General features: G+C 64.8%; 5 protein-coding genes and 1 pseudogene. All 6 read right to left on the minus strand.

Going from position 1 to position 8,663, the window contains the following annotated elements; all coding sequences use genetic code 11:
* Window positions 1–1,522 (minus strand): glycosyltransferase (locus tag ACEW8N_RS07510; RefSeq protein ID WP_373499184.1); only part of this gene is annotated, 1,522 nt, incomplete at its 3' end.
* Window positions 1,519–3,000 (minus strand): glycosyltransferase, encoded by a 1,482-nt coding sequence (locus ACEW8N_RS07515; RefSeq protein WP_373499185.1) that lies wholly within the window; start codon window positions 2,998–3,000, stop codon window positions 1,519–1,521. The genes ACEW8N_RS07515 and ACEW8N_RS07510, both read right to left, overlap by 4 nt.
* 233 nt (window positions 3,001–3,233) lie before the next feature.
* Window positions 3,234–4,247, minus strand: coding sequence for a hydrogenase expression/formation protein HypE (hypE, locus tag ACEW8N_RS07520; protein ID WP_373499186.1), 1,014 nt, complete (start codon window positions 4,245–4,247; stop codon window positions 3,234–3,236).
* Window positions 4,244–5,353 carry a hydrogenase formation protein HypD gene (gene hypD / locus ACEW8N_RS07525; protein ID WP_373499187.1) on the minus strand — a complete coding sequence of 370 codons (1,110 nt, stop codon included), beginning with the start codon at window positions 5,351–5,353 and terminating at the stop codon, window positions 4,244–4,246. Before hypD ends, hypE begins: the two co-directional genes overlap by 4 nt.
* 53 nt (window positions 5,354–5,406) lie before the next feature.
* On the minus strand, window positions 5,407–7,647 hold the full coding sequence (locus tag ACEW8N_RS07530) for a CHASE2 domain-containing protein (protein WP_373499188.1): 2,241 nt from the start codon (window positions 7,645–7,647) through the stop codon (window positions 5,407–5,409).
* A 33-nt stretch (window positions 7,648–7,680) separates the two neighbouring features.
* Window positions 7,681–8,663, minus strand: a pseudogene (locus tag ACEW8N_RS07535) (hypothetical protein); the annotation flags it as partial.

The raw sequence follows: 8,663 nt of genomic DNA on the forward strand, positions 1-8,663 counted from the left end.
GTTCGGCCTGCACGGCCGTATCGTCCGCCGAGCCGCCGTCCACCACGATCGCCTCCGCGACCCGCCGGTCCCGGAGGACGGCGCTCACGCAGGCCGCCACCCCCGGGCCTTCATTCCTGGCGGGGATCACCACGGAGACCGAAGCCGGCGGAGAGGGATCGAGAGGGGTGTTGCGGCGCAGGAAGAAAAGTCGGATGTCCCGCGCGAAAAGCGCCCAGAAGGGCAGCCACGAAGCCGGGCCGGCCCAGGCCGGCAGGTGCCACCGTCCGGTAAGATGAAACATGCCGTCGGCCGTGAAACCGAAGCCGATGGTGAGGCACAGGACCATCCACGACGCCGTGGGCCGCAGGGCGAGAAAGGGGACGATCCAGGCGACGTACCAGAAATGGACGGTCGGGGAAAATAGCAGCACCGCCCCCAGGGCGAAAAAGCACCCCGACACCGGATCATCGAAGCACCGGGGGGCTCGCCGGGGATGGAGCCGGAGGTATCCGAAAATCATGGCGGCGGCGGCCATCGCCTGGCAGGCCGCGGTGGCGGGCGCGATGCCCCCCAGGGTCCACCGCAGGAGTCCGTGGACCGACCCGTTGAACGCGAACTGTGTGCCGAAGGCCGCGAGGGCGGTGAACATCCGGCCCGGGGTCTCTCCCAGAAACGGCAGAAAGGGGAGTCCTGCGGCCGGAAGGACCGCCCACAGCCGGCCCAGGTTCTCCCGGTTGACCAGGAACGGCAGGGTCAGCACCGCCGCATATTTCGTCTGGACCGCAAGACCTGCCGCAGCAAACATCCATCCCCACCGTTTTTGATCGTAGAGGCAGATGGCGGAAAGGAGAAAAAAGTTCTGGACCGCGTCCAGGTGCCCCTGCCCGGCAAAGGCATAGAGCACCACCGGGTTGAAGGCATGGAGGGCGGCCCACCGCTCGTCCAGCCCCCGGTGAGACAGGAGGCGGATCACCAGGACCAGGGTGCCCAGGTCGAAGAGGGTCATGACGGATTTGACCGCCATGGGGGTGGCGCCCAGGCGGGCCAGGCCGGAAAAGCCCAGAAGCATGAGCGGCGGATAGACGGCGGGGATGTCCGGGTGGTTGATCCCCCCGTGAAGCGGGTCCTGCCGGGCCAGGGCCGACAGGGCCGGATCATCGGGCGGATGAAGGTAGGGGTTGACGCCCTTCTGGACGACGCGTCCTTCCCAGAGGTACCGGTTCAGGTCGTCCGAGGGTGCTAACGGCAGCAGAAACAGCCTGCAGAGCAGGGCCGGGACGAGGATTGCGAGTAGGCGCCGCCGCCGCGTGAGCCCCCTTGGAAAGAGCAGAAGCATGGCCAGGCCGGCGGCCCACATGGCGGCGAAAAGGAGGATGGCGCGGCCGGCAGGCAGGGTCCATCCGGGGAAGTCCAGGGACGCCGCGCCGATATCCCCGAGCCTGCCGCCCGCGAGGCAGAGCAGGATCGACAGGAGGGCCGCCGCGGCATAGGGGCCCCAGCCGGCTGCAGGCGCCTCCGGGGCCGCCTGGCTCCGGATCACCCCTCCCAGCCCAGACGCTGGACGATCGTCAGAATACCGATAAAGAGAAACCCCATGGCATACACGGCCAGGAACGGGCCGATCAGGTATTTGCCGGCGTCGAGATACACCTGGAGGGAAAGCATGCAGTATCCCCCCATGAGGATTTCCGCGAACGCGAGCCCCGGCAGGGAGGTGCGGTACCGCTTGATCTCCCGGTCGCCCCGCTTGGGCGTTCGGATGAAGGGGCTCTCGCGCCCGGCCAGGGCCTCGACGACCGCCCGCGTATTGGAGATGGCGATGCCCACGCCCAGAACGACCAGGAAGGGCATGAACAGCACCCGGCGGGGCCAGTCCCGGTAGGCCGCCCGCTGGCTCACCAGGTAAAGGGCGCTGGGCGCCGTCATGGAGAGCAGCAGGGCGCATGCGACGGCCCCGAAGATCAGGGGACCAAAGTTCATGTTGAGCACCTGGAGGACGGGGAGGGCCAGAATCGCCATGAGGAGCATCATGGGATGCACCAGGTAATGGGTCATGTGAAAAAAGGCCTGGAGCTTCTTGAACAGGGACACCGGCTGCCGTACGAGGCGGGGCAGAAGCTTCACGGCGGTCTGGATGGAGCCCTTGGCCCAGCGGAACTGCTGGCCCTTGAAGGCGTCGACGTCTTCGGGGATCTCCGCCGGCACCACCAGGTCCGGCAGAAAGAGGGTCCGCCATCCGGCGAACTGGACCCGGTAGGAGAGGTCCATGTCCTCGGTCAGGGTGTCCCAGGCCCATCCGCCGCCGTCGGCGATGGCCGTCCGCCGCCAGATGCCCGCCGTCCCGTTGAAGTTCATGTAAAGGCCGTTCCAGTTCCGGGCCGCCTGTTCGACCATGAAATGGCCGTCGATGCCGATGGACTGGGCCCGGGTCAAGAGGGACCGGGTCCGGTTGAGGTGCCCCCACCGGGCCTGGACCAGCGCCAGCCGGTCATCGGCCAGGAAAAACGGGACGGTCCTGAGGAGATACTCCTCGGAGGGGACGAAGTCGGCGTCGAACACGGCCGCGAGAGACCCCTTCGCGACATCCAGCCCGGCGGCCAATGCCCCGGCCTTGAACCCGGTCCGCTCCTTCCGCCGGAGCACCCGGACGTCATGGCCCTCGGCCCGCAGGAGATCGGCCGTCCGGTCGACGATGGCGCAGGTCTCGTCGGTGGAGTCGTCAAGCACCTGGATCTCGTGGCGGTCTCGTGGATACCGCATCCGGCAGGCGGCCCGGATGGCCCGTTCGGCCACGTTCACCTCGTTGTACACGGCGATCTGGGTCGTCACGACGGGCAGATCCTCCCGCAGTTCGATGTCTCCCGCGGCGTCCAGAATCCTCCGCCTTGCATCCGCGGCCCCCGTCCGGCCGCGGTTGAAGAGAAAGATCATCACATAGCAGTTGAGCCCGTAAAGCATCAGGGCCGCGGCCGCGCCAAAATAGAGAAACACCGCAAGATCCGACAAAAGGGCACCCATGGTTGATTGCTCCCGATTCTTTCCAGCCTTAGGCTGTTGTAAGACAACGATTGATTCTAAAAAAAGTATTCTATTCCGAGTGGTTTCAGATCCCATGATTGACGGATTCGCAAAAAGTCGATTTTCAGACGGTTTTGTAAAAAGGTCGAGATACGGCTTGCGAATCCCGAGGGATGAAGCGTAAAGCAGATATCGGCCTTTTTACAAAACCGTCATGATTCAATGGGTCATCTTCAGCAGATCCGGGGGAGCTGCTCGCCCGTCAGCATATCCACGATGCGGGTTCCGCCGATCCGGGTCTCCATGACCACCGGGGCCGGGCCCGCCGAAACCACCTCGCCGATGATGCAGGCATCCTTTCCCAGGGGGTCGGCGTGCATCAGGGCGAGCACCTCCCGGGCGGCCTCCGGCGCAACAACGGCGACGAGTTTTCCCTCGTTGGCCACGTACAGGGGATCGAACCCCAGCAATTCGCAGACGCCTGCAACCGAGGCGCGCACAGGCAGCCGGTCCTCGTGGATGGCGATCCCCACCCCGGAGGAGAGGGCGATCTCGTTGAGGGCCGTTCCCACGCCGCCCCGGGTGGGGTCCCGAAGCACATGGATCGCCGGGCCGAATCCTTCTATCATCCTTGCCGCCAGGTGGTTCAGCGGGGCGGTATCGCTTTCCAGGGGCGAATCGAACCGGAGGCCCTCCCGCTGCGTCAGAATGGTCATGCCGTGGTCGGCCATGGTCCCGCTCAGCAGGACCCGGTCTCCGACGCGTGCGTTTGCGCCGAAAACGTGAACTCCCGCAGGCACGACGCCGATCCCCGCGGTGTTGATGAAGATCTTGTCGGCCGCGCCCCTGGGCACCACCTTGGTATCGCCCGTGACGATCCGGACGCAGGCCGCCCGGGCGGCTCGCCGCATGGTCTGGAGGATCCGGTCGAGGTCGCTCCGGGGAAACCCTTCCTCTATGATCATGGCGACGCTGAGATACCGGGGGACCGCGCCGCACATGGCCAGGTCGTTCACGGTGCCGTTGACGGCCAGGTCCCCGATATTGCCGCCGGGGAAAAAAATGGGATCGACCACGAAGGTGTCGGTGGAAAAGGCGATCCGGCCCTCCGCCACGGCCAGGACGGCCCCGTCGTCGAGGCACCGGAGCGCGGGATCGTCGAAGGCGGGGAGGACGGCCTCCGCGATGAGCCGGCGGGACATCTTCCCGCCGCTGCCGTGGTCCAGGGTGATCGTGTCCTGTTTCATGAACGGTCTTTCCCGGTGTCACCGGTTTCCGGATGGTATCGATAGTAGGCCGCGCAGGTCCCTTCGCTGGAGACCATGCACGGGCCGACCGGGTGGGCCGGGGTGCAGGCCTTTCGGAACAGGCGGCACTCGGGCGGCGTGCTCCGGCCGGTGATCACCTCCCCGCACAGGCACCCCGCGGGCGCCGGGGCATCCTTCAGCGTGATTCCGAAGATCCTGCGGGCGTCAAATGCCTCAAAGCCGTCCCGGAGCGCCAGACCGCTTTCGGGAATCCGCCCCATCCCCCGCCAGACGGCGTCCGCCGGGGTAAACACCGACGCCATGAGGGCCTGGGCTTTCCGGTTTCCCCCGGCCGTTACGGCGCGGGGATAGGCATTCTCCAGGTCCGGTCGACCGCTTTCGATCTGCCGGACCAGCCGGTGGATTGCGGCCAGGACATCGCCGGGCTCGAACCCGGCAATGACCATGGGGCACCGGTGACGATCGAAGAGGGGGCGGTAGGCCTCCGCCCCGATCACCAGGGAGACGTGGCCCGGCAGGAGGAACCCGTCGATGCGGATGTCCATTTCCATGAGGGAGGCAAGGGCCGGCATGACCCGCTTATGGGAAGAGAATACGGAGAAGTTGGAGAGCCCCCCGTCCCGCGCCGCCGAAACGGCGGCGGCGATGGTCGGGGCCGTGGTTTCGAAGCCGACCCCCAGGAAGACGACCCGGCGGTCCGGGTGCTTCCGGGCCATCGCCAGGGCGTCGAGGGCGGAGTAGACCACCCGGACATCGGCGCCGGCGGCCCGTTCCCGCTCCAGGGACGACCCGGTTCCGGGCACCCGGATCAGGTCGCCGAAGGTTGCCGTCGTCACGCCCCCGGTCCGGGCGATCTCGATGAAGGCGTCGATTTCGCTCTGATCGGTCACGCATACCGGGCATCCGGGGCCGGAGAGCAGGTAGATCGTTTCCGGCAGCACCGACCGGATGCCGCTCCTGAAAATGGTCATGGTGTGGGTGCCGCAGACCTCCATCAGTCGAACGCGCTTCCGGCTCTCCTGGCGGATCCCGGCGATCAGGCGCCTGGCGATCTCCGGGTCCCGATATTCTTCCGCATATTTCATGGCTGTTGCGATTGTCCTCTGGTTCGGGGCAATTCATAGCGAATTCCACCGGTTCAGGCAAGATCTTTATGGTGGCTGACGTGACGGCATCTTGGGAAATAGATGTGAAAGGTGCTTCCTTTTCCCGGTGCGCTCTCCACCTCGATCCAGCCGTTGTGGTTCTTGACGATGCCGTGGACCGTCGCCAGCCCCAGGCCGGTGCCGTCCCCCTGGGTCTTGGTGGTGAAGTAAGGTTCGAAGATCCGGCTGCAGAGGTCTTCGGGAATGCCGTGCCCCGTATCGCTTACGGTCAATCTCAGGTATTCCCCCGGTTCATGCTCGGGTTCGTCCGGCCCCGATGCCTCGCCGACCGTCGTCTCGTCCAGAGAGATCCCCAGGGTGCCCCCGGTTTTCCGCATGGCATGAAAGGCATTGGTGCAAAGGTTCATGACGATCTGATGAATCTGCGTCGGGTCGGCGGAGATCACTCCCCGGGATTGAATGTTCTGCTGGATTTCGATGGTGGCGGGGACGGTCGAGCGGAGCAGCTTTACGGCCTCCTTGACGATGAGCCCCATTTGCAGGGTCTGGGGGGCCTGCCTGGCGCCGCGGCTGAAGGCCAGGATCTGATAGATCAGGTCGCCTGCCCGGCGGCTCGCCTTCAATACCTGATCGAGCTTGGGCTGGGCGCTGCTGTCGGCCGGGAGGCCGGTTGCGGCGAGCTGGGTGTATCCCACGATGGCCGCGAGAATATTGTTGAAGTCGTGGGCGATGCCGCCCGCCAGGGTGCCGATGGCCTCCATTTTTTGGGCCTGGGCAAGCCTCGCCTGCAGGATGCGCTGTTTTTTTTCAAAACTTTTACGGTAGGTGATATCCCTCGTGACCTGGACCACCCGGTCGAGGCGCCCGGATCGATCGGTGCAGACCAGGGACCTGATTTCAAAATGCCGATCCGTTTCAGGTTCATGGATCTCCTCGAAGACGCCCATCTCGCCAATGGCCGGAGCCGCCCTTCCGCCCTTCTTCCCCTGGCCCGAAGCGCCCCGGACCACGGCCATGCACCGCTGTTTCAGGATCTCCACGAGCGGTGTTTCCAGATAGGTCTCGGCCGCCCGGTTGACGCGGAGCATCCGGCAATCCCTGCTGAAGATGACGATGCCGTCATCGATGGTGTCAAAGGATTTCTCCCAGTCGATCTTGGCCGTTTCGAGCATCTGCCGCATCTGCCTGAGCTTGACGATATACGCTGCCAGAAAGGTGACGGTCAGCTCGGCTGCGACGGCCCCCGGCGGCAGCCAGACATTCTTGATGGAAAACAGTGAAAACCCCAAAATCATCCATGCCGACAGGCTGCCGATCCATATCAAGGTGGTCCGGGCGACGCCGAAGCGCAGAAAAATCAGAAAGCCGAGCGCCGACGGGAGAAGCCCCCAGAAAGCGGTGGCCAGACTGCCGACGGGCTGGATAAAGCTGCCGTCCAAAAGGTTGTTCAGGATGTTGGCATGGAGTATGACGGCCGGAAGAAGGTTCCTGTCATTGGAAAACGGGGTCAGAAATTCATTCTCCAGTCCGGCTGCCGTGGGTCCGACCAGGACCACCCGGTTCTGAAAAAACGACGGCGCCCACCGGCCGTCGATGACGTCGCTGAAAGAAAGCCGCTGAAAGGTGCCGCCGTCGCCGTAAAAATTGATCGCCATGGGGTCGACCTGTTGGATGCGGGAGGAGATCCGCCAGGCCGCCTCGGCCACGGGCCTCCCGGTGTGGCGGAACTCCCGGCCGGGCAGGGCGTTATAAAGGGCGGCGGCAAAGGACGGCATCTGCTTTCGGTCATGGTAGAGGGTATGGAAAACATTCCGGATCACACCGTCGATGTCCCGGTCGACATGAATGTGCCCGGTGGGAAAACCGGCCAGGCCGGGGTCGGGATTGACGATGCCGGCCTCGCGGTCGATGTAGACCGGAAGGAATACCGGACACCCTGGCTGCTGGGCCGCCTTGAGCCGGGCGTCTTCATCGGAGGCTTCGGCGAGGATGACATTCAGTCCGACGGCGTCCGCCTGCCGCACCCGGTCGATGAGGTCGGCGTAATACCCCCGTTTGATCGGCCAGGCCCCCAGTTTCCGCAGCGTTTTTTCATCGATGGCGACGACAACGATCCGCGAATCGGCGGGTCTTTCGCCCCTTATCCTGAAAAAAAGATCGTATACGTAACGGTCGAGCCCGCCGAACCCGCCCAGGTATTCCATGGACAGCGTGGCCCCAAGAGCCAGGCAAACCGCCGGAAATACCCACCAATCGGTTTTACGTTTGAACATGGCCATCCATCGTACGCCGGATCCGCCCGCGGGTCAGGGGATCAGAATGATCAATATGGTTCCGATGGTCAGGGCGAGGGCCCACATCGCTTTCGGGTCTTTTAGATCGAAGGTTTGCACGGGGGAAAATCGTCCTTCAAATCCGTCGGCATCGATTCCGCTGACGCGGATATAATAGGTCCCGGCGGACTTGGGCCGGGCCACGGTGATCTCGGTGGATGCCAGCCGTTCATCCAGGAGCATGCGGGTAAAATCTGCATCTTCCGCCATCTGAAAATGGTAGGTCATGGCCGGGCCCTGGTCTGCCCAGCGAATGGTGATGCTGTTTTTTCCCATTTCGGCCGGCTCGGTCGGCGGGGCCGGCGGCGGGGGGGTGAGGGTAAAGGGCGCCCCGTCGGACCATGCGCCCCGGTATCCATCCGGCGCGATGGATCGAATCCTGAAAAAGTAGGAAGAAAACGGCAGATCCGACACCTCGTAGGGCGTCTCCGTGATGTCTTCCCGGTGATGTGCGACGCTTTTGAAATCCCTGTCCGTCGCAATCTGGAGTTCGTACCCGGCGGCATCGGGAACCTTGAGCCAGTCGAACCCCAGTGTCGCGGTTCTATATTCCCGGCCGCTCGCCGGTTCGCTCATAAACGGCGGCACGGGGTTGACCCGCACCCGGACCGGGACGGCCGCGGACGGCAGCCCCTCCAGGCCTGAAGCGCTGATGCTCTGGACCTGCATGTGGTAGATGCCGTCATCCACGTGGGCGATGCGCGCCGGCGCGTCCGGCCGGACCACCTGCTCCGCGACGACATTCTTGAACGCCTCGTCGGCGGCCAGGATCATCCGGTAGCCGACGGCCCCGGGAACCCCGGCAAACCGGAATTCCAGAGGCAGGCGCTGATAAATGGCCCGGTGGTCGATAACGGCGGGCGGGCGGAGCAGCGGCGTCGGCGGGTCGGGTCGGCGGCCTTTCTGGACGACGGTCCCCTCTCCCGTGTTGAGGAGGACGGTCCTCCGGCCGGCGC

The organism is Desulfococcus sp., from assembly GCF_041737845.1.
In the GTDB taxonomy this organism is placed as follows: domain Bacteria; phylum Desulfobacterota; class Desulfobacteria; order Desulfobacterales; family Desulfococcaceae; genus Desulfococcus.

Bases quoted from the DNA above. Each gene is read 5' to 3' on its own strand.
- ACEW8N_RS07515 (WP_373499185.1), bottom strand. From the start codon at position 3,000: ATGGGTGCCCTTTTGTCGGATCTTGCGGTGTTTCTCTATTTTGGCGCG.
- hypE (WP_373499186.1), bottom strand. From the start codon at position 4,247: ATGAAACAGGACACGATCACCCTGGACCACGGCAGCGGCGGGAAGATG.
- hypD (WP_373499187.1), bottom strand. From the start codon at position 5,353: ATGAAATATGCGGAAGAATATCGGGACCCGGAGATCGCCAGGCGCCTG.
- ACEW8N_RS07530 (WP_373499188.1), bottom strand. From the start codon at position 7,647: ATGTTCAAACGTAAAACCGATTGGTGGGTATTTCCGGCGGTTTGCCTG.